Source organism: Paenibacillus sp. R14(2021), from assembly GCF_019431355.1.
Lineage (GTDB): Bacteria > Bacillota > Bacilli > Paenibacillales > Paenibacillaceae > Paenibacillus_Z.
This window is the reverse complement of record NZ_CP080269.1, coordinates 3,338,258-3,359,396: the sequence shown is the minus strand read 5'-3', so window position 1 is coordinate 3,359,396 and position 21,139 is coordinate 3,338,258. Positions and strand designations below refer to the sequence as shown.

The 21,139-nt window shown below is 60.1% G+C and carries 13 protein-coding genes; all 13 read left to right on the top strand.

Annotated elements, in window-relative coordinates; genetic code table 11:
- The first annotated feature begins 10 nt into the window (after positions 1–10).
- The 13 genes from KXU80_RS15580 (at position 11) to KXU80_RS28475 (ending at position 20,978) form a co-directional block, all read left to right on the top strand.
- Positions 11–3,151, top strand: coding sequence for an alpha-mannosidase (locus KXU80_RS15580; RefSeq protein WP_219834181.1), 3,141 nt, complete (start codon positions 11–13; stop codon positions 3,149–3,151).
- A 39-nt stretch (positions 3,152–3,190) separates the two neighbouring features.
- Positions 3,191–5,056: a 3D-(3,5/4)-trihydroxycyclohexane-1,2-dione acylhydrolase (decyclizing) gene (gene iolD, locus KXU80_RS15575; RefSeq protein WP_219834180.1), complete on the top strand. Its 1,866-nt coding sequence runs from the start codon at positions 3,191–3,193 to the stop codon at positions 5,054–5,056.
- 108 nt (positions 5,057–5,164) lie between these two features.
- Positions 5,165–6,160 carry a 5-dehydro-2-deoxygluconokinase gene (gene iolC, locus KXU80_RS15570; protein ID WP_219834179.1) on the top strand — a complete coding sequence of 332 codons (996 nt, stop codon included), beginning with the start codon at positions 5,165–5,167 and terminating at the stop codon, positions 6,158–6,160.
- A 21-nt stretch (positions 6,161–6,181) separates the two neighbouring features.
- Positions 6,182–7,642 carry a CoA-acylating methylmalonate-semialdehyde dehydrogenase gene (locus tag KXU80_RS15565; protein WP_219834178.1) on the top strand — a complete coding sequence of 487 codons (1,461 nt, stop codon included), beginning with the start codon at positions 6,182–6,184 and terminating at the stop codon, positions 7,640–7,642.
- A 67-nt stretch (positions 7,643–7,709) separates the two neighbouring features.
- Entirely contained in the window at positions 7,710–8,591 is an 882-nt protein-coding gene (gene fba, locus KXU80_RS15560; RefSeq protein ID WP_219834177.1) for a class II fructose-1,6-bisphosphate aldolase, read from the top strand.
- Between the two features lie 340 nt (positions 8,592–8,931).
- Positions 8,932–11,739: an S-layer homology domain-containing protein gene (locus KXU80_RS15555; protein ID WP_219834176.1), complete on the top strand. Its 2,808-nt coding sequence runs from the start codon at positions 8,932–8,934 to the stop codon at positions 11,737–11,739.
- Positions 11,740–11,919: 180 nt separating this feature from the next.
- Entirely contained in the window at positions 11,920–13,032 is a 1,113-nt protein-coding gene (gene hppD / locus KXU80_RS15550; RefSeq protein WP_219834175.1) for a 4-hydroxyphenylpyruvate dioxygenase, read from the top strand.
- A 76-nt stretch (positions 13,033–13,108) separates the two neighbouring features.
- Positions 13,109–14,275 (top strand): homogentisate 1,2-dioxygenase, encoded by a 1,167-nt coding sequence (locus tag KXU80_RS15545; protein ID WP_219834174.1) that lies wholly within the window; start codon positions 13,109–13,111, stop codon positions 14,273–14,275.
- Positions 14,276–14,306: 31 nt separating this feature from the next.
- A complete protein-coding gene (locus KXU80_RS15540) occupies positions 14,307–16,289 on the top strand; it encodes an AMP-binding protein (protein ID WP_219834173.1) in 1,983 nt (660 codons plus the stop codon).
- 229 nt (positions 16,290–16,518) lie between these two features.
- Positions 16,519–17,472, top strand: a complete 954-nt coding sequence (locus KXU80_RS15535; protein ID WP_219834172.1) for a hypothetical protein — start codon at positions 16,519–16,521, stop codon at positions 17,470–17,472.
- Between the two features lie 4 nt (positions 17,473–17,476).
- A complete protein-coding gene (fahA, locus tag KXU80_RS15530; RefSeq protein WP_219834171.1) occupies positions 17,477–18,745 on the top strand; it encodes a fumarylacetoacetase in 1,269 nt (422 codons plus the stop codon).
- A 26-nt stretch (positions 18,746–18,771) separates the two neighbouring features.
- The gene (locus tag KXU80_RS15525) at positions 18,772–20,499 is read left to right on the top strand and encodes an aromatic amino acid hydroxylase (protein ID WP_374987706.1); all 1,728 of its coding nucleotides are present in this window, start codon (positions 18,772–18,774) and stop codon (positions 20,497–20,499) included.
- Positions 20,500–20,888: 389 nt separating this feature from the next.
- Complete coding sequence (locus KXU80_RS28475) at positions 20,889–20,978, top strand: hypothetical protein (protein WP_374987705.1); 90 nt, start codon at positions 20,889–20,891, stop codon at positions 20,976–20,978.
- Positions 20,979–21,139 lie beyond the last annotated feature (161 nt).

Genomic DNA, 21,139 nt, shown 5'->3' with positions numbered 1-21,139 from the left:
TGAGGATAACGTGTTATTTACAGAAAAGAAGCTGAGAGCGAGGCTTCGCGAGATCGACGAAACCCGCTACCGTGAACCGCTGCCGTTGACGAGCTTCTCCGCGGCCGAGGATGAGCCCGGAGCGCCCGGCACAAGGCCGCCGGAAGTCATAGAAGCGTTCGAATTGAAAACCGGCGAGTCGTGGCAGGGCCGCGACCGTTATATTTGGCTGACCTGCACCGTCGAGGTTCCGCAGGCATGGGCCGGTAAAACCGTGCTTGGACGCTTCGATTTCGGCGAAACGGGCGGCGGCGGCAACGAGGGCTTCGAATCGCTGCTCTATTGGAACGGCGCGCCTTACCAAGGCGTCGATTCCTATCATCAGGAGGTTTTCCTGCCGGAGGACGCGGCCGGGACGACCGGCAGACTGGATGTCCGCCTGTGGTCCGGGCTGGACGGGGGCGGCAAGCCCCGCGAAATGAAGCATACGATCAACCGGGCCGAGCTGTGCTGGCTGGACGAACGGGTTGACGATTTCTACTATACGGGACGTGCCGTTCTCGAGACCATTCAGGTGCTGGAGGCGGGTGACCCGGTCCGCGTAAGTCTCGTCAAAGCGCTTGACCGCGCTTTCCTGAAGGTGGACTGGTCCAAGCCGGGATCGGCGGCGTATTTCGAATCCGTGTACGAAGCAAGAGAGCTGCTGCAGGCCGAGCTGGACCGGTTCGAGAAGCAGCATCCCGTTACGGTGACCTGCGTCGGACATACGCATATCGACGTGGCATGGCTGTGGCGCCTAAAACATACGCGCGAGAAATCGGCCCGTTCCTTCTCGACCGTCCTGCGGCTCATGGAGCGATTCCCGGACTATATATTCCTGCAAACACAGCCGCAGCTCTATGCCTATATCAAGGAAGATTACCCGGACATCTATGCGCAAATCCTCGAGCGAATTCGCGAAGGCCGCTGGGAAATCGGCGGCGGCATGTGGCTCGAAGCCGATTGCAACCTGACCTCGGGCGAGTCGCTCGTCAGGCAGTTCTTGTTCGGCACCCGGTTCATGCGCGGGGAGTTTGGCGTGGAGAGCACCTACTTGTGGCTGCCCGACGTATTCGGCTACAGCTGGGCGCTGCCGCAAATTCTGCGCAAATCCGGGTTCAAGACGTTCATGACGACCAAAATCAGCTGGAACCAGTTCAACCGCATGCCGCATGATACGTTCAAATGGCGCGGCATCGACGGCTCGGAAGTGCTCACGCATTTCATCACGACGCCGGATGACTGGGAAGAAGCAAACAACTTCTTCTACACGTATAACGGCTTGATTTCGCCGGAAACCGTCAAAGGGGCATGGGACGGCTATCAGAACAAAGATATCAACCAGGAGCTCCTGCTGTCGTACGGCTACGGCGACGGCGGCGGCGGCGTAAACCGGGAGATGCTCGAAATGCGCCGGCGGCTCGAGACGATGCCCGGCCTGCCGAACGTCAAGCCAGGACGCGCGGACGATTACTTCGACCGCCTGCACGAGACGGTCGATGCGACCGACAGCTACGTGCATGTATGGGACGGCGAGCTGTATCTCGAATACCACCGAGGCACGTATACGAGCCAAGCCTATAACAAACGGATGAACCGCAAGCTGGAGCTGCGCTATCGCGAGACGGAATGGCTCAGCATGCTGGCCGTGCTGCTGCGCGCGGATTGGAGTAAATACCCGCAGGCGGAGCTGAACAAGGGCTGGACGATCATTCTGCGCAACCAGTTCCACGATATCATTCCGGGCTCTTCGATCAAGGAAGTCTACGAAGACAGCCGCGAGGAGTACGCGCAAGCAGCTGACATCGCAGCGGAAGCATGGAATGGAGCAGCTGCGCTGATCAGCAGCCATCAGGAAGAAGGCACGCTGACGGTGTTCAACAGCGCATCCTGGGAGCGCAGCGATCTGCTGGAAATTCCGGGAGAGCGCATTCCGCAGGGCGCCGTATGGACGGATCAAGACGGACGCGGCCTGCAAGCCCAGTACGCGAACGGCCGCTGGCTGGTCGAGACTTCGCAGCTGCCTTCGCTTGGCATGAAGGCGGTTCATTATGCGGCAGGCGCAGGTGCTTCGCAGCTGTCCGTCGCGTCGGCGTTCAGCCTGGAAGGGCGCACGCTGAAGACTCCGCATTACGAGATCGAGTGGAACGCATGCGGCCAATTGGTCCGCATCTACGATCTGGACCATCGCCGCGACGTATTGGCCCCTGGCGCGGTCGGTAATGAACTGCAAGTGTTCGAGGACAAACCGATGCATTTCGATGCATGGGATATCGATATCTATTACCAAGAGAAGAAGCGGGTCGTCTCCGAGCTGCTTTCGGTCGAACTCGTGGAAGCGGGGCCGCTGGCGGCTGTCGTGGCATTCAAGTGGCGGTATGCGGACTCTTCGATCTCGCAGCGGATGACCGTCTTCGCGGGAAGCCGGCGAATCGATTTCCAGACGCACATCGACTGGCAGGAGCATCAGCAGCTGCTCAAGGCAGCGTTCCCCGTTGATGTTCGTTCGACCGAGGCGACCTACGATATTCAATTCGGGAACGTCAAGCGTCCGACGCATTGGAATACGAGCTGGGATTGGGCAAGATTCGAGTCCGTCGGGCATCAATGGGCGGATCTGTCCGAGCGCGGCTACGGCGTAAGCTTGCTGAACGACTGCAAATACGGCTACGACATCAAAGACAATGTCATCCGCCTGTCGCTGCTGAAATCGGCGGTGAGCCCGGATCCAGACGCCGATATCGGCGAGCATGACTTTGTTTATTCGCTGCTGCCGCATGAAGGCGATTGGTATGCGGGAGGCACGGTTCAAGAGGCGTGGTCGCTGAACAATCCATTGACCAGCTTCAAGGGCAGCGCCGATCTGAGCGTGTTCTCCATGTTCAGCTTGTCCGCGCCTAACGTGATGGTGGATGCCGTTAAGAAATCCGAGGACGGGGAGCAGCTTGTGCTCCGCGTTCACGAGTTCGCCGGACTCCGCACGCAGGTGAACATCGGCAGTGATCTTCGTATCCGTTCGATCGAAGAATGCGATCTGATGGAACGCAGCTTGGTCGAAGAGGCCGTGCAAGGCGCCGCATTCGAGCTGAAGCCGTATGAGATCAAGACCTTCCTCGTCCGTCTTGAAGCCTAACGGGCGAACTAATCTACGATAAAGCGAGGTTGTCTGCCGATGAAGACGATTCGATTGACCATGGCACAGGCTTTGCTGAAATTTCTGGATCAACAGGTATTGTCCGTGGACGGCGAAGAGGTGAAGTTCGTCCAGGGCGTGATGGGTATATTCGGGCATGGCAACGTCACCGGACTTGGCGAAGCGCTGGAGCGCGGCGCTGGCGAGTTGACGTTCCTGCAAGGTAAGAACGAGCAGGGCATGGTTCATGCGGCTGCGGCGTTCGCGAAGCAGAAGAACCGCCGCCAGATCTACGCGGTAACGACCTCGATCGGCCCGGGTGCGCTCAATATGGTGACCGGCGCCGCAACGGCAACGGTGAACCGGATTCCGGTGCTGCTTCTGCCGGGCGACAATTTCGCTTCCCGCCAGCCGGACCCAGTCTTGCAGCAGCTGGAGGTGCCAAGCGATTATTCGATTTCCGCGACGGATGCGTTCAAGCCGGTCAGCAAGTATTGGGACCGCATCGTCCGTCCGGAACAGCTGATGACTTCGCTGCTGCAGGCAATGAGGGTGCTGACCGATCCCGTCGAGACGGGCGCCGTCACGATTGCGCTGCCGCAGGATGTGCAGGCGGAGGCGTACGATTATCCGGCTGCCTTCTTCGAGAAGCGGGTTCATTATCTGGTGCGCCGTCCTGCCGCGCCGGAAGCGATCGAACGCGCCGTGCAGCTGATGAGGAACAAGAAGAAGCCGCTCATTATTGCGGGCGGCGGCGTGCATTATGCGGACGCGGCGAAGGAGCTGCTCGCCTTCGCGGAACGCTTCGGTATTCCCGTCGCCGAGACACAGGCTGGGAAGAGCGCGATGCCGTGGCATCATCCGCTCAGCCTAGGCGGCGTCGGCACGACCGGCACGCTTGCGGCCAACAGAATCGCCGCGGAAGCAGACCTGATCATCGGCGTCGGCACGCGGTTCTCGGACTTTACGACGGCTTCCAAGTCCGCCTTCAAGCATCACGAAGCCGCCTTCTTGAACGTGAACGTCAGCGCGTTCGATGCGTTCAAGATGGATGCCGTATCCGTAACGGCAGATGCGAAGACGGCCATTGCCGCGCTGCAGGAGGCGCTGGACGAATGCGGCTACCGCTCCGGCTATTCGGAAGAGGAAATCGACAGCCTGAAATCGGCATGGGACCGCGAAGTGGACCGCCTGTACACGCTTGAGAGCGACGAAGGCTTAACGCAGACGCGCGCGGTCGGCATCATCAACGACTTCGTGGGTCCGTCAGACGTTATCGTCTGCGCTGCCGGCAGTCTGCCCGGCGACTTACACCGGGTATGGCGCTCCGCGGAGCCCAAGACCTACCATATGGAATACGGCTTCTCCTGCATGGGCTACGAGGTCAGCGGCGCATTCGGGGCCGCGCTCGCGGAGCCGGATCGAAGCGTCTATGCATTCGTCGGCGACGGCAGCTATCTTATGCTGCACTCGGAATTCATAACGGCCGTGCAAGAAGGCATCAAGATGACCGTGCTGCTGTTCGACAACCACGGCTTCCAGTGCATTCATAATCTGCAGCGCGGACACGGAAGCGACGGCTTCGGCAACGAGTTCCGTTACCGTTCCAAAGCGACCGGCCGTCTGAGCGGCCCGTATATTCCGTTCGATTTTGCCGCCAATGCCCGCAGCTTGGGAGCGGCTTCGTATACGGCCCGCACGGCGGAGGAACTGGAGCATGCGCTGTCTCAAGCGAAAGCGGAGCCTGGGCCGGTGCTCGTCGAGATCAAAGTATTGCCCGGAACGAACACGGACGGCTACGAGTCGTGGTGGCATGTCGGCGTGCCCGAAGTGTCGACGGGCAGCAAGGTGGTTGAGGCGCACGAACAGATGCGCAAGCAGGTGAAGACCGCGCGGCCTTATTGATTTAACGCCATACGTGATTAACGGCCTGAACGATGGGCCGGTGCTGCTCCCTAGCGGGGCGGGCCGGCCCATTATCGCGAAATCCGTTATAGAAAGAAGGGCTTTTGGATGGAGCAATTTTTATTTTCAGCGAATAAAGCTTTAGATTTTACGGCAATAGGCCGGTTATGCATCGATCTCAACGCCAATGAAATCAATCGTCCGATGGAAGAGACGATGACCTTCACCAAATACGTCGGCGGCTCGCCGGCGAACATTTGTATCGGGATGTCCCGCCTGGGGATGAAATCGGCGTTTATCGGCAAGGTGGCCGATGACCAGATGGGTCGGTTTATTCTAGGCTATCTGCAGAACAACGGAATCGAGACGTCCGGCATTACGACGGATCGAACAGGCGCCGTAACGGGGCTTGCGTTTACCGAAATCAAGAGTCCCGAAGACTGCAGCATCCTCATGTACCGCGACAACGCCGCCGACCTGCTGCTCGCGCCGGAGGAAGTGGACGAATCGCTTATTGCACGCAGCAAAGCGCTGCTCGTATCCGGCACGGCGCTTGCGAAGAGCCCGTCCCGCGAAGCCGTGCTGCTAGCGCTCGGCTATGCCAGAAAGCACGGCACCAAAGTCGTCTTTGACATCGACTACCGCCCGTATACCTGGGTAACGCCTGAGGAAACGGCGATCTATTATCACCTGGCCGCCGAGAAAAGCGATATCATCATCGGCACGCGCGAGGAATTCGACATGCTGGAGCGCTTCGACGGCAACACGGAACGCAGCGATGCGTTTACGGCCGCGCAGTGGTTCGGCTGCCATGCCGAAATCGTCGTCATCAAGCATGGCAAGGACGGCTCGATTGCATACGGCAAGGACGGCAGCGCCCATCGCGGATCGATTTTCCCGGCGAAGGTAATCAAGACGTTCGGCGCCGGCGATTCCTATGCAGCCGGCTTTATTTACGGCCTGATGCAGGGATGGAGCCCGAGCCGAAGCATGGCATTCGGCAGCGCTGCCGCTTCCATCGTCATTTCCAGCCATAGCTGCTCCGATGCCATGCCGACCGTCCAGCAGGTCGAAGACTACATGCTGGCTGCCAAACAAGCGTAATGCGAAAGGGGATTAACCGAAATGTCACATACCAGCACACCTGAACGCATCAGAAACTTCATCGGCGGCGAGTGGGTCGCTTCCTCGTCGGAGAAGACAGAGCCCGTCTATAATCCGGCAACGGAAGAAATCATCGCGCATGTACCGTTGTCCTCGAGGGAGGATCTTGATCAAGCGGTTCAGCAAGCTAAGAACAGTTTCAAAGCATGGAGCAAGACGCCGGTTCCGCGCCGGGCCCGGATCCTATTCAACTACCAGCAGCTGCTCATTAAACACTGGGACGAGCTCGCCAGGATCGTCACGCTGGAGAACGGCAAGAGCTACCACGAAGCGCACGGCGAGGTGCTGCGCGGCATCGAATGCGTGGAATTCGCGGCCGGTGCTCCTTCTCTGATGATGGGCAGTCATCTGCCTGATATTGCAACGAATGTGGAGTCAGCGATGTACCGCTATCCGATCGGCGTTGTCGGCGGCATTACGCCGTTCAATTTCCCGATGATGGTCCCCTGCTGGATGTTCCCGCTCGCGATTGCCTGCGGAAATACGTTCGTGCTCAAGCCGTCCGAGCGTACGCCGCTGCTGGCGAACCGTCTGGCCGAGCTGTTCAAGGAAGCAGGCCTGCCTGACGGCGTATTGAATCTCGTGCACGGCGCCCATGAGGTCGTGAACGGCCTGCTCGAGCATCCGGACGTGACGGCGATCTCGTTCGTCGGGTCCCAGCCGGTTGCCGAGTATGTGTACAAAACCGGCACGTCGCACGGTAAAAGGGTGCAGGCGCTGGCCGGCGCGAAGAATCACACCATCGTCATGCCGGATGCGGACATGGACAACACCGTCACGCAAATCGTCAACGCAGCTTTCGGCTCGGCGGGCGAACGGTGCATGGCCTGTGCCGTCGTCGTCGCCGTCGGAGAAGCAGCGGATACGCTGATCGCCAAACTGACAGCCGCTGCGGACAACATTACAATCGGCAACGGTGCGGAGAAAGGCGTGTTCCTCGGCCCAGTCATCCGGAGTCAGCACAAGGAACGCACGCTCGGTTATATCGCCTCCGGCGAGCAAGAGGGAGCGGTGCTGATCCGAGATGGCCGTAAGGACGCGGCCGCAAGCGGCGACGGCTATTTCGTCGGTCCGACGATCTTCGATCACGTCACGAGCGAGATGAAGATCTGGAAGGACGAAATCTTCGCGCCGGTGCTCTCCATCGTGCGGGTGGACAGCCTCGAGGAAGCGGTCGAGCTTGCGAACCGCTCGGAATTCGCGAACGGCGCCTGCCTCTTCACCCAGAACGGCAGCCATGTTCGCCAATTCCGAGAGACGATCGAAGCCGGTATGCTGGGCGTGAATCTCGGTGTACCTGCGCCGATGGCGTTCTTCCCGTTCTCGGGCTGGAAGAAATCGTTCTACGGCGATTTGCATGCGAACGGTACGGACGGCGTGGAATTCTACACCCGGAAGAAAATGATGACCTCCCGCTGGTAAGCGTGATTGCTAAGCAGGATCGGGCTGCGCTTCGGCGCGTCCGATCCAATGAAAGGAGATGAACAAAATGGCCATGGTTTCCATGAAGGACATGTTGAATCAAGCCGTTGCCGGCCGCTACGCCGTGGGTCAGTTCAACCTGAATAATCTAGAGTTTACGCAAGCGATTCTGCAGGCGGCGGAAGAGGAACGGGCACCGGTCATTCTTGGCCTCAGCGAGGGCTATATCGCTTACATGGGCGGTCTATCCTGCATTGCGGGCATCGTGCGTTCGCTCGTGGATTATTACCGCATATCGGTTCCGGTCGCGCTGCATTTGGATCACGGCACATCTTACGAGGTATGCGCCGAAGCGATTCACGCGGGCTTCACGTCCGTCATGATCGATGCTTCCCATCATGGGCTGGAGGAGAATATCCGCATCACCCAGAAGGTCGTTCGGGAAGCGCATCGGTTCGACGTCACCGTCGAGGCCGAGCTCGGACGCATCGGCGGACGGGAAGACGATCTCGTCGTCGACGAGGCGGAAGCGATGTATGCGGTGCCGGAGGAATGCGTGCGGCTTGCGAAGGAGACGGGCATCGACTGCCTGGCGCCTGCGCTCGGCTCCGTGCATGGACCTTACCGGGGCGAGCCGCGGCTCGGGTTCGAGCGGATGGAGCAGATCGGCCGCTTGACCGGGCTGCCTCTCGTGCTGCACGGCGGCAGCGGCCTGCCGACCGAGCAAATCCGCCGGGCGATATCGCTCGGCACCGCCAAAATCAACGTCAACACTGAGAACCAAATGGCGAATACCGCTGCCGTTCGCGCTTATCTGGCGGAGCATGGCGACGAATATGATCCGCGCAAGTATTTAGGCGCGGGACGGGATGCGGTGAAGCGCAGCGTTCGGAGCAAGATTCGCGAGTTCGGCTCTTCCGGCGCATGGCGGATGCCGCAAACGCTCTAAGCCGATTCCCTGGAAAGGTGCCTGACCGATCCCGTCGAGACCGGCGACGTCCAAGCGGCGCCGCGCGCTGCAGTTCCATTACGCGCCCGCGGGATCTGGCAAGATGTCGCCCGGCGATTACAAACGGATGTTCACGAACGAGCTCACGTCGGCGGAATGCTGATCCGCCTGCGGCGAAGCCGAAATACGAAGCCGATTATTCCTGCAGAGGAGCAACCGGCTTCTTTCTTTTGGGCCGGCAGCAAAGATGAGCGATTTTTCATTTCTGCCAACGTCCCAATTCCGGACGGCGCCGCGAATGCTGTAATTGGATAATTGATCCAGCGTGAAAGGAGCCGAAATGAAAAAATCAGCAATCGCATTAACGGCGATGATCGCACTTGCCGCCTTGTCAGGGGCGGAGGCGCGTGCCGCCGCATCGGAATATAAAGATGTTTCCGATTCAAGTCCATACCTGGCCTACATTCATGATTTGAGCGAGCTTGGCGTCGTGGAAGGTGTCGCCAAAGGCTTATTCGGCCCGGAACAGACCTTGACACGCGGCCAGTTCGCCAAATTCGTCGCGCTTGCGTTCCAGTTGAAGGATCCGGGCGGCAAGATGCCGTTCACGGACCTGAAGGACCACTGGGCCGCGCCTTACGTGCGCGCCGCCTTCAAGGCGGGCGTCGTCAACGGCACCTCCGCCACGGCGTTTTCGCCGAATATGCCGGTGAAGCGCGAAGAAGCCGCAGTCATGGTGTGGCGGTATGCCAAGCAGCGCGGACTGTCCGCGGGGGCCCTGCCGAAGTTGAGCGAGAAGCCGGACGTCTGGGCGGCGGAGGGAGTCGGCAGCGTGATTGCCCATGGGTGGCATGGGGTAGACGCCAAACAAAGCGCCGGAAGCTGGGTATATAGGCCTCGCGCTGCCATGACCCGCCAAGAGGCGGCCGCCTTGATCGATTTGGCGATGAAGGCGGTCCCCGGAAGTTTGTCCGACGCGGGGCTGATCGACCCGCTCGATGATTTGAAACGGCTCTACGGCCGCTCGAATATTTACATCGCCACGAACCATCCCGCATACTTCGGCGGGGATGCGAAACGGGTCACGCGATCGACGGCTTCGCCGGGAAGCGCCGTGTACCATACCGGGTACGTCATGACCTCCTTTCATGCCGCCAGCTACTATTTCGCCGGGATTGCCATGGAGAAGAGCCGCTATTACGCTTCAGCGGACGGAAAAACCTATACGAGCGTTTCCGTCAGCTCCTATCCGGTCGGCGTCCCGGCAGGCAATTGGCAGCAATACGCCGACGAGTCGTATTCGCTGCCGCCGCGCACGAGATACTTGAAAATCGAGCTGCGCGGCGCGGCCAAGCCCTGGTCGCCTCAGCTATCGAAGGTGCTGATCAATCGGGGCACCGCGTCCGTCGATATCAAGTCCGCCCGGTCTGCGGGCACGCTTCAGGTCGAGCTGTCCTCGCTATCGCAAGGGGCCCGAATCTATTACCGCAAGGACGGCGCCGCCGCGTTCTTGCCTTACTCCGAGCCGCTTAAGCTGACCGGGTATACGATGCTGGAAGCCTATGCCGTCAAGGACGGCAGGGAGCCAAGCCCCGTGCGGAAGTACAAGCTTAACGGAAGCGCCGATTTCGCGGTCGACGCGTTCGGCCAAATGGTTGCCGCGAATTTTCCCGAAAAGGTGACGAGCGCGGAGCAGCTTCAAGCGGACGCCGCCGCGGACGCGTCCTATTACGAAAGCCTGCATCCGCCGGCGAATCTGGACCGCTACGGCGGGCTTGCCGGCAGCTCGGCCAAGTACGGCATCCGGGGCACCGGGTATTTCGCGGTCCAGACGCTCGGCAGCCGCAAGGTGCTGAAGACGCCGGACGGCGACATCTTCTTCAGTCTCGGGATGAACGGGATCCATGCCGACGAGACGTACACGAAGGTGGAAGGCCGGGAGCAGCAGTTCGAATCCATCCCCTTGTACGAGGGCACCTACCAGCCGGCGTTCGTGCCGTCCGATCCCGGCAGCTTTTCGTTCTACATGGCGAACAAATACAGAAAGACGGGGAAGTTCAAGGCGGACGCCGCCTTCTATGCGGAAGCGGTCGGACGGCTTAAGAAATGGGGCTTCAACAGCGCGGGCGGCTATTCGCCGGAGCAGTACGGGAAGGCGAACAACTTTCCGTACGTGAGGATGCTTCCGCTCGACATCGACTGGGCGAAGCTGAACGGCATTTCGATCTTCGACATCTTTGCGCCCGGCGCCGAAACCAAGATCGATCAGGCGTTCGCGAAGGCGCTGCCGGCGAACAATAACGACCGGATGCTGATCGGGTACTTCATGGGCAACGAATACGATTTCCACAAATTCTACGACGTCGTGCCGAAGCTGAAGGCCAGCTCGGCAGCGATCAAAGGGCGCTTTGTCAAAATGCTCAAGGATAAATACCAGCGGATCGACGCGTTCAACAGCGCCTGGGGGACGAGCTTCGCGTCCTTCAACGATCTGCAGGAAGCCGAGCTGCCCGTCAAAACCTCGCCGTCCTGGAAGGATATGGACATGTTCTTCCGGTATTACCTCGATACGTTCTACGGGACGGTGTCGCGGATTTACCGCAAATACGACCCCAATCATCTTCTGCTCGGAGACCGCTGGATCACGTCTTCGTTCCACAACCCGAAGTTTCGGGACGTGATGGCGGAGGTGGAAGGGAAGTACACGGACGTCATCAGCATCAATTATTACTCGTATAAAATCGAAGCCGACATGCTTGCCGACGTATACGCGAGGTCGGGCGGCAAGCCGATTCTGTTCAGCGAATTCGGCTACGGCACCGCGGAGCAGGGCCTGGCGCCGCTTCTTCCGAATGCGGCCGTGAACCAGTTCCAGCGGGGGATGCGCTACCGGAATTACGTGGAAGGCGCAGCCGGCTTGGGGTACGTGGTGGGCGCCCATTGGTTCAATTACGTGGACCAGGCAGGATCCGGCAGGTATTGGCAGGGCGTCGGCGATTGGGCGGAGCATTACAATACCGGCCTTCTGAACGTCGCCGACCGGCCGTACAAGTCGTTCCTGTCAGGCGCCATGCAGACGAACTACGAGATCTATAAGGTGCTGCTCGGCGAGCGGCCGAAGTTTTATTACGATTTCAACAAGCCGTAATGTCCGGCACGCGTATAGAAAGAGCTGCGCTCATCCCATGAGCCAGCTCTTTTCTCATGTCCGGCGCCAAAGATAGGATAGTTCGCCCGCGAGCGGAATAAATATTAGCGTAAGCGGCTACGACAACGTCCGCACGTGCTGAATAAGATAAAGGCAAACGCGGAAAAGGGTGAGACAATCATGAAGAAACAACGGCGCGTCGACCATCATGTTTCCGATTTTTTTCCGGTGCGGGGAATTGACCATATCGAGCTGTACGTCGGCAACGCGAAGCAGGCCGCGCACTATCTGAGCAAGGGATTCGGCTTTCGGCCGACGGCGTACGCGGGCCTCGAAACCGGCGAAACGCAGAAGGCGTCGTACGTGCTGGAGCAAAATCGAGCGCGCTTCGTCGTCAGCGGCTCGCTCGCTCCCGATCATCCGGTCGCGGAATTCGTCAAGCGGCATGGCGACGGCGTGAAGGACATCGCGATGCGGATCGACGACGTCGAGAAGGCGTACCGGGAGGCGATATCGCGCGGGGGCATCCCGGTCATGGAACCGCGGGAATTTGCCGATACGGACGGAACGGTAACGATGGCCGTCATCGGAACGTACGGGGATACCGTCCATACGCTGATCGACCGCAGCCGGTATAAGGGATTGTTTCTGCCCCGTTACTCGCCTTGCGAGCTAAGCATTCCCCATCAACCGGCGGGATTGATCGGGTTCGACCATGTCGTCGGCAACGTGGAGCGCATGGAGGAATGGGTGCGATATTACGAGCAGGTCATGGGCTTCAAGCAAATGATTCATTTCGACGACAAAGACATCTCGACGGAATATTCCGCGCTGATGTCGAAGGTCATGTTCGGCGGCGGGCGCATCAAATTTCCGATCAACGAGCCGGCGAGCGGGAAGCGCAAATCGCAGATCCAGGAATACCTGGATTATTACCGCGGCGCCGGCGTGCAGCATATCGCCGTCTTAACGAACGACATCATCGCGACGGTATCCGCCCTGCAGCGCAGCGGCATCGAGTTCTTGAGCACGCCGGACAGCTACTACGACATGCTGCACGACCGGGTAGGCGCGATCGACGAAGAGATCGCCAAGCTGCGGGAACTGAACATTTTGGTCGACCGGGACGACGAAGGGTACCTGCTGCAAATTTTCACGAAACCAATCGTGGACCGTCCCACCTTGTTCATCGAGATCATTCAGCGCAAGGGCGCCGTCGGGTTCGGCGAAGGCAATTTCAAAGCGCTGTTCGAATCGATCGAGCGGGAGCAGGCGCGCAGAGGTAATTTGTAAGAGGTGTAGGCAAAGACAATGGCTTCCGGGGGGAGAGGGTTGGATCGGAAGCCAACGCGGGGGAGGGAGAACGAAGATGCCGTTCTATCATCGGATGGGGACGGTTCCGCCGAAGCGGCATACGCAATTCCGCCGGCCGGACGGCGCGTTGTACCGCGAGCAAGTCATGGGGACGAAAGGGTTCTCGGGAATACAGTCGATTCTCTATCATCACGAGGCGCCGGCGGAAATCACGAATGCGCGGCTGTTATCCCCATGCGATCCCGAGTACGAAACGCAGGGCGCGCTGAGGCACCGCCATTTCCGTACGAACGGGCTGCCCTTCCAGGGAGACGCCGTCTCCGGCAGGCAGTATCTGCTCGGCAACGACGATGTGCGGATCGGCGTCGTCCGCCCCTCGGAAGCGATGGCGTACTATTACCGGAACGGGGACGGCGACGAATTGTTGTTCGTCCATGAAGGATCGGGCAAGGTGGAAACGATGTTCGGCACGCTGCGCTACCGGCCCGGCGACTATATCGTGCTGCCGATCGGCACGATTTATCGGGTGGTGCCGGATGCCGGGCCGTCGAAGTTTCTCGTCGTTGAAACGAACAGTTGGATCGCGCCGCCGAAGCGTTACCGCAACGAGCAGGGACAGCTGCTGGAGCACAGTCCGTATTGCGAACGGGATATCCGCGTCCCTGAGCGATTGGAAATGTTTACGGAGAAAGGCGAATTCGAGATTCGGCTCCGAAAAGGAGGCTATCTTCACGCCCACGTCGCTTCCCACCATCCGCTGGACGTGGTCGGCTGGGACGGCTGTCTGTATCCGTGGATCCTCAGCATTCACGATTTCGAACCGATCACGGGGCGCATCCATATGCCGCCGCCGATCCATCAGACCTTCGAAGGAAACGGGTTCGTCGTATGCTCGTTCTGCCCGCGGATGTACGACTATCATCCGCAGGCGATTCCCGCGCCGTATTTTCACAGCAATGTCGACAGCGACGAGGTGCTCTATTACGTGAAAGGCCATTTCGGCAGCCGCAATGGAATCGAAGAAGGATCCGTGACGCTGCATCCGTCGGGCATCCCGCACGGGCCGCATCCCGGCAAGGCCGAAGCGAGCATCGGCAAGAAAGAAACGACCGAGCTGGCCGTGATGATCGATACGTTCCGCCCCCTGCGGGTCGCCCGGCTAGCGCAGCATATCGAGGACGAACGGTACGCATACAGCTGGGCACCGCGGGCGGAACCCTGATCCGCGCGGAGGACTGAAGGAGGCGCTGAACATGCGGCAGAAGCCGGTCTGGTACCCCGATCCAGCGGAGATGGAGAAAACGCGCCTGTTCCGTTTGATGCAGAAGCACGGGTTCGCCGACTATGACGCGTTCTACCGAAAGTCGATCGACGACATCGCCTGGTTCTGGGATGCGGTCATACGGGACTTGGGGATCGTTTGGGAACGCGGATACGATCGGGTTGTCGATTTGGCCTTGGGGGTCGGCAAGCCTTCGTGGTTTGCCGGCGGGCGTCTCAATGCCGCCTACAACGCGGTCGACAAATGGTTGAACGATCCGGCCGTGTCCGTCAGGAACGCGATCCTCTGGGAGGGCGAGGACGGCTCGACCCGAAGTATCACCTACGGCGAGCTCGCCGAACAGGCGAATCGCGCCGCGAACGGATTCCGCTCGCTCGGGATCGGCAAAGGCGACCGCGCGGCGATTTATATGCCGATGATTCCGGAAACCGTCGTCGCCATGCTGGCCCTTGCCAAATTAGGGGCTATCGCCATCCCCGTCTATTCCGGCTATCGCGCCGACGCGGCGGCTAAACGCATGGAAGGGGCGGGCTGCAAGCTTCTCGTGACCGCGGACGGCTACTACCGGCACGGGAAACGGATCGGCATGAAGGAAGAGGCTGACCAAGCGGCGGATGCCGCCGTCTCCGTCGTTCGCGTGGCGGTTGTCCGCCGACTGGGCGCATCGATTCCATGGCGCCCGGAGCGGGACGTGGAATGGACGGATCTGACCAGCGCCGGATTCTCTATGCCGATGCGGGCGGTGCCGATGAACAGCGCCGAACCGCTCATGCTGCTCTATACCTCTGGGACGACTGGCGCGCCGAAGGGCATCGTCCATACCCACAGCGGATTCCCGATCAAAGCGGCGTTCGACGCCGGGTACGCCATGGATTTCCGGCCCGGCGACGTCATGCTGTGGATCACCGACATGGGCTGGATGATGGGACCCTTCCTCGTATACGCCGCGCTGCTGAACGCCGGCACAATGGTGCTGTACGAAGGGGCGCCGGATTATCCCGGCCCGGACCGGGTCTTCGGCCTCGCAAGCAGGCATGGCGCGACGCATCTCGGCCTGTCTCCGACCTTGGTCCGCAGCGTCATGAAGCACGGTGACGCCTGCTTCCGGGACTGCGACTTATCTTCCCTGCGAGTGATCGGTTCTACGGGTGAGCCCTGGAATCCGGAGCCCTGGCTCTGGCTCTTCCGCGAGGTTGGCAAAAGCCGGGTGCCGATCGTCAATTATTCGGGGGGCACGGAAGTTTCGGGCGGAATTCTTGGCAACGTGCTGCTGAAGCCGATCGCGCCTGCTGGATTCAATTCCCCGATTCCGGGCATGAACGCGGACGTGTTTTCGCGCGCGGGAGAGCCGGTGAGGGGGGAGGTTGGAGAACTGGTACTGAAGAGCCCGTGGGTAGGCATGGCCGCGGGTTTTTGGCGGGAGCCCGGGCGATACGAGAAGACGTATTGGTCGCGTTGGCCCGATATTTGGGTGCACGGCGATTGGGCGCAGCTGGATGACGACGGGTTCTGGACCATCACGGGCCGCTCCGACGATACGCTCAACGTAGCCGGCAAGCGGCTCGGCCCGGCGGAAATCGAATCGCTGCTCGTCGAGCATCCGCTCGTGGTGGAAGCGGCGGTCATCGGCGTACCCGACGAGACGAAGGGGGAGGCAGCCGTTTGTTTCGTCGTGACGAACCGCGCGCTCCCGGATCAGGACGCGGCTAAAGTTCTAACGGACGAATTGGTTGCCTGCGTCGCGGACCGGCTCGGGAAAGCGTTCAAGCCGAAGACGGTTCATCTCGTGGATGGGCTGCCCCGAACAAGAAACGCCAAGGTCATGCGCAGGGTCGTTCGCGCCGCCTATTTGGCGATCGATCCGGGGGATCTGTCGGCGCTGGAAAATCCCGAAACGGTCGAGGCGATCCGGCGGTTGAGCGGCAAGCGACGCGATCCGCCCAGCAGCGGCTAAGCCGCCTGCCGCAGTGGATGAATGCTGCATGACCAATGGTCATGCAAACCAATCATCATACGTTGAAGAAACCCGCCCCCGCAGCGGGTTTTGCTGTTCCCGGATGCCTGCCCGTCTCACGGGATTCGAGCCGAGCATGTCGATGGGCAATCTGCGAAGAAGGCGTACGCTTTTGGCGAATGTTCGGAATAGAATAGAACAGCATATCCGATTTCGAGGAGGCGGTAAAATGCATCCCAGTGTTCGGCATTTCATGGAACGGCTCATCGACTACGCGGGGCTGTTCCCTCCGGCCCAATTGACTGTTGATGCGGCGATCCGCCATTACAAGCGCTATGGAGAGGATCAAGACAGCTGGATGTTAGGCCATTTCGTCGTTTCCGCCTCTCGGCTCCCCGAGCTCGTTCCCTATATGGCGTTGTTTTCGGAGGCTCGTCCATTGAAGCTGTCGGTCGTCGGGAACCGAAGCCGGAGCAGCGAAGAATGCCTGGAACGGCTCGCCAAAGATATGGAACGGATACGCACGTTCAGGAAGCAATTCCGGCAAGCCGCCGTGATCGATGCGCTCGAACTACCGCTGCCGCCGATTCCGATCCCGCCGGTTCTGCTGGAGGCGATCGGTGCGGAGAGCTCCCGCGCCGGACTGCGGCTCTGCTGCGAAACGACGCACACGCGCGATTCGCGCTGGGAATCCGGCACGCTCGAGGCGATGGATGCGATCGCGTCCGTCAACTCCGGCAGCGGGACGGCGGTCGGCGTGAAGATCAGGACCGGCGGCGTAACGGCGGAGGCCTTTCCCGCGCCGCATCAGGTCGCTTTCGTTCTGCAAGCGTGCAGAGACCGGAAGCTTCCGCTTAAATTCACGGCGGGGTTGCATCATCCCATCCGCATGTACCGGCATGAGGCAAGCGTGAAGATGCACGGATTTCTCAATGTGTTTTTCGCGGGCATGCTGGCTCACGCGCATGGGCTTGACGCCGGCGGGATTGCGGACATTGTCGGCGACGAGAACCCGGACCATTTCGTCTTTACGGACGAAGGCCTGCGCTGGCGGAACCTCACCATGACAGCCGCCGATATCCAGTCCTATCGCAAGACGGCATTCCTGGCCTTCGGGTGCTGCAGCTTCGACGAACCGCGCGAAGAGCTACGGGTGCTTCGACTACTGGAACCGAGGAGTTGATCGTATGGCGCGTTCGTTTATTCACGTCGATCCGGATTCGCATTTTCCGATCCAAAACCTGCCTTACGGCGTCTTCCGTCCACGCAGCGGCGGTCCGCCGCGGATCGGCGTCGCGATCGGCGCGTACGTGTTGGATCTGGCTGCGCTGGATCTGGCGGGCTACTTCGACCGGACGGCCGCGTCCGGCAGGGCCGTCTTCGCGCAGCAATCGCTCAATGCCTTCATGGCGCTTGGCCGCCAGGCTTGGCGCGAGATTCGCGCCATCATCGGGCGTCTGCTGGATGCGGACGAACCGGCATTGCGGGATGAGGAGGAGCTGCGCAAGGCTGCCTTGCATCTTCAATCCGACGTCGAGCTGCTGCTGCCCGCGGAGATCGGCGATTATACGGATTTCTACGCCTCCAAGGCGCACGCCGCGAACGTAGGCACGCTGTTTCGCGGCAAAGACCATGCGCTTATGCCGAATTGGCTGCATCTGCCCGTCGGCTATCACGGTAGAGCGAGCTCCGTCGTCGTTAGCGGCACCGATGTCCGGCGTCCGCTTGGACAGCTGAAGCCGCCCGATTCCGCCGTACCCTTCTTCGGACCAACGCGTCAATTGGATTTCGAATTGGAGATGGGCTGGCTGATCGGAACCGGGAACGAACAAGGCCGTCCGATCCCGATTGAAGAAGCCGAGGACCATATTTTCGGGCTCGTGCTGGTCAACGACTGGAGCGCGCGGGATATTCAAGCCTGGGAATACCAGCCGCTCGGCCCCTTCCTCGGGAAAAGCTTCGCCACCTCCGTCTCGCCGTGGGTCGTGCCGCTTGAAGCGCTTGCGCCGTTCCGCATTCCGGCTCCGGAGCAGGAGCCGGAGCCGCTGCCTTATTTGCGCCGGCGGAACCCGGACACGTTCGATATCCAATTGGAGGTTAGCTTGCAAACCGATGCCATGGAGCGACCGGAACGGATTGCGACGAGCAATTACCGCAATTTGTATTGGACGATCGCGCAGCAAATCGCGCATCATGCTTCAGGCGGTTGCAATTTGCGGACCGGGGATTTGCTCGCTTCCGGGACGATCAGCGGTCCGGTCAAGGAATCGCGCGGCTGCATGCTGGAGCTGACGTGGCGCGGTACCGAGCCCTTGCGATTGAGCTGCGGCGAAGAGCGGGTGTGGCTTGCGGACGGCGACCGTTTAAGCATGACCGGCTGGTGCCGGGGCAACGGCTTCAAAGTCGGATTCGGAGAAGTCGCCGGCCGCATCTTGCCGGCCCATCGATTGCCTTGATCGCCAGCAATAAGCGGAGGGAGTTGTTGACAGCTATGAAAATCATACCGCCACATTTAGAGCCCTACGTCGCCGAGCAGCATTACGACCGGTATACGCCCGTCGATCATGCCGTATGGCGTTACGTCATGCGCCAGAATCATCATGCCCTGCAGGATAAAGCCAACGCTGCGTTCGTGAACGGGCTGGCGCAGTCCGGCATCGAAACGGAGAAAATCCCGCGCGTGTCCGAGATGAACGAATGCCTCTCGCGGATCGGATGGGGCGCGGTCATCGTGAACGGACTGATCCCGGGCTCCGTCTTTTACGAGCTGCTGGCGGGCGGGATTCTGCCGATCGCGGCGGAAATCCGAAAATTAGCGAACATCGAATACACGCCTGCGCCGGACATCCTTCACGAAGCGGCAGGGCATGCTCCGATCCTGTTCGATCCGGAATACAGGGCGTACGTGCAGGAAATCGGGGCGATTGGCGCAAAAGCCTTTTCCGTGAAGGAAAAAAAGGAAGCGTTCGAAGCGCTTCGCCGGCTGACGATCGTCATGGAGGATCCGCAATCGACGCCCGAGCAAAGAGCGGCGGCAAAGCAAGCGGTGGAGGAGAAGCAGCGGGCGAACATCGGCATGACGGAAGCGGAGAAGGTGTCCCGATTGTTCTGGGCCACGGTCGAATACGGGCTGATCGGGGAGATGGGCCAGCCGAAAATTTACGGCGCCGGATTGTTGTCGTCCGTGGGCGAAAGCAAGCACTGCTTCACGGATGCGGTAACGAAATTGCCGTACTCCGTCGAGGCGTGCGTGGCGAGCCCGAAAATCGTGACCGAGATGCAATCGCGATTATTTGTCTGCAAAAGCTTCGAGGAATTGAATGAAGGCGCAAGATCTTTGGCGAATACGATGGCATACCGGGTCGGCGGAACAGCAAGCTTGGAGACGGCGCTGCGCTCGGGAACCACGGCCACCTTCGAATTCAATTCCGGCATCGGCATCACGGGCATCGTTCAAGCCATCTTGAAGGATCGGAACGGCGAAGCGGTCTATGTGAGCACGACGGGCGAGAGCGCGCTTTCGGTTCATCGCCGCCAATTGCAAGGACATGGAAGGGAGGCGCATGCCAAAGGCTTCGGCACGCCGATCGGCTTGCTGAGCGGCGATATTGCATTGGAAGCGTGCGGCGGGGAAGCGCTAGAACAGCTGGGCATCGTCCAAGGGAGCTTCGCCAATCTTGCTTTCGCAAGTGGCGTAAGCGTTTCCGGACGTATTACCGGCATCCTCGGAGACGATCGGCACGTCCACTTGATTTCATTCGCGGAGTGTACGGTGGCGTACGACGGCAAGGAGCTGTTCAAGAAGGAGTGGGGGGCCTACGATATGGCTGTGGGCTCGCGCATCGTTTCTGCTTATCCCGGCGCGGCCGACCCCGCCGCCTACTTCGGCGCGCCCCCTCGGCAGACCGCGTCTATGGCATTGCCCGCTTCGCCATTGACCGAATTGGAAGAGCTCTATCGGGATGTTGCGCGAATTCGCGAGGCAAACGCCTTCACGGAGGACTGCGTGCAAGAGATCGGCCGCATACATCAGACGCTTCGCCATTCTTATCCCCATGATTGGCTGCTGCGTCTGGAGCTGCTTGAACTAGCCGTGTCCGCCCCCGAATTGAAGATGATGGCAGTGCCGCTGCAAGACGAATTGAATGCGCTTGCGCAGACGGCTTCTTTGACGAATCTTATCCGCAACGGCTTGGCAATTCTATCGTGACGCCATTGGAGACAACGAGAAGCAGCCTTTCAGCGAAACAGCGGCCCTTCATGGATCGGCCGATGCCCGGCACTCACGATCATTTCGCCGAAGCCGGATTTTTTCCGAGGGGATGCGGTTCCGTGCCTCCGATGGAAGTGCGCGGACCGCCTCCCTTATGCGAATGACCGACCCGGACCAGGCATAGACATCGATGAGGGGCTACCTGAATCGTCCGGATGTTCGCGCCGGACATGCCGAAGCGACGGGGATGACGTCCTAAGGGCAAACCTGCGCCGCATATAGGACATGCAGTCGCTTCGGCTGCAACGAATCCGAGCTTACGAACGATCCGGGAACGGCAGCTTCTGCTCAATATCAAAGGCGCGTTCTTCTGCTCCAAATATGCCATGCTGGCGATGCTGGAGACCGGCGGCGGATCCATCGTCCAGATCGGTTCCACGAACGGGTACAAGGGCTCGAATGACCTTGCGGCCTAAGCCTGCTCGAAGAGAGCGCTGCTGACGTTGAACCGGTATATCGCGGGCAACTGTGGTAGCATTGGGATTTAGGGCTCGGGGAGCGGCGGCGGATAAAAAATCGGATTGCGGACTTCGGCGTCCGGCATCATCATGCCCGCAACGAGACAGGCGTGATCAAG

What these genes read in the sequence shown, in the direction of transcription:
- KXU80_RS15535 (WP_219834172.1), top strand. Translation starts at nt 16,519, where the DNA reads ATGCATCCCAGTGTTCGGCATTTCATGGAACGGCTCATCGACTACGCG.
- iolC (WP_219834179.1), top strand. Translation starts at nt 5,165, where the DNA reads ATGGAGCAATTTTTATTTTCAGCGAATAAAGCTTTAGATTTTACGGCA.
- KXU80_RS15545 (WP_219834174.1), top strand. Translation starts at nt 13,109, where the DNA reads ATGCCGTTCTATCATCGGATGGGGACGGTTCCGCCGAAGCGGCATACG.
- fahA (WP_219834171.1), top strand. Translation starts at nt 17,477, where the DNA reads ATGGCGCGTTCGTTTATTCACGTCGATCCGGATTCGCATTTTCCGATC.
- iolD (WP_219834180.1), top strand. Translation starts at nt 3,191, where the DNA reads ATGAAGACGATTCGATTGACCATGGCACAGGCTTTGCTGAAATTTCTG.
- KXU80_RS28475 (WP_374987705.1), top strand. Translation starts at nt 20,889, where the DNA reads ATGCTGGCGATGCTGGAGACCGGCGGCGGATCCATCGTCCAGATCGGT.
- KXU80_RS15565 (WP_219834178.1), top strand. Translation starts at nt 6,182, where the DNA reads ATGTCACATACCAGCACACCTGAACGCATCAGAAACTTCATCGGCGGC.
- fba (WP_219834177.1), top strand. Translation starts at nt 7,710, where the DNA reads ATGGCCATGGTTTCCATGAAGGACATGTTGAATCAAGCCGTTGCCGGC.
- hppD (WP_219834175.1), top strand. Translation starts at nt 11,920, where the DNA reads ATGAAGAAACAACGGCGCGTCGACCATCATGTTTCCGATTTTTTTCCG.
- KXU80_RS15555 (WP_219834176.1), top strand. Translation starts at nt 8,932, where the DNA reads ATGAAAAAATCAGCAATCGCATTAACGGCGATGATCGCACTTGCCGCC.
- KXU80_RS15540 (WP_219834173.1), top strand. Translation starts at nt 14,307, where the DNA reads ATGCGGCAGAAGCCGGTCTGGTACCCCGATCCAGCGGAGATGGAGAAA.